Raw genomic sequence first — 453 nt, forward strand, 5'->3', positions numbered from 1 at the left:
CAGCACTGAAGACCGCCCAGGTTGCAGCGCTGAAGTCCGACCAGATCGCAGCCCTGACCTCGTCGCAGGTCGGTGCCCTGAGCTCGTCCCAGATCGGCGCCCTGACCTCCACGCAGTTGAAGGTACTCAGCACCGACAATATTGCAGCCCTCTCCACCGACCAGGTCGCAGCCTTCAGCACCAAGATCCTTGGATCGCTGACGACTGACCAGATCGGTGCCCTGAGCTCCGCTCAGGCTGAAGCGCTAAGCTCGGCGCAGGTGGCAGCACTCACCTCGACGCAGGTAGCAGCTCTAGCCTCGGAAGATATCGCGACCTTCTCGACGGCCGACATCGCGGCGCTCACAGCCACCGCTCTGTCCGGTCTCTCCACGGACAATGTCGCGGCCCTGTCCACGGATCAGACCGCAGCACTGAAGACCGCCCAGGTTGCAGCGCTGAAGTCCGACCAGA

Annotated in this window: 1 protein-coding gene; it reads left to right on the plus strand. The window is 63.6% G+C overall.

Going from position 1 to position 453, the window contains the following annotated elements; genetic code table 11:
• The coding region (locus AAE029_RS36220; protein WP_371077765.1) for a hypothetical protein at positions 1-453 on the plus strand (453 nt) is incomplete at both ends.

Source organism: Sinorhizobium sp. CB7, assembly GCF_041357635.1.
Classification (GTDB): Bacteria; Pseudomonadota; Alphaproteobacteria; order Rhizobiales; family Rhizobiaceae; genus Rhizobium.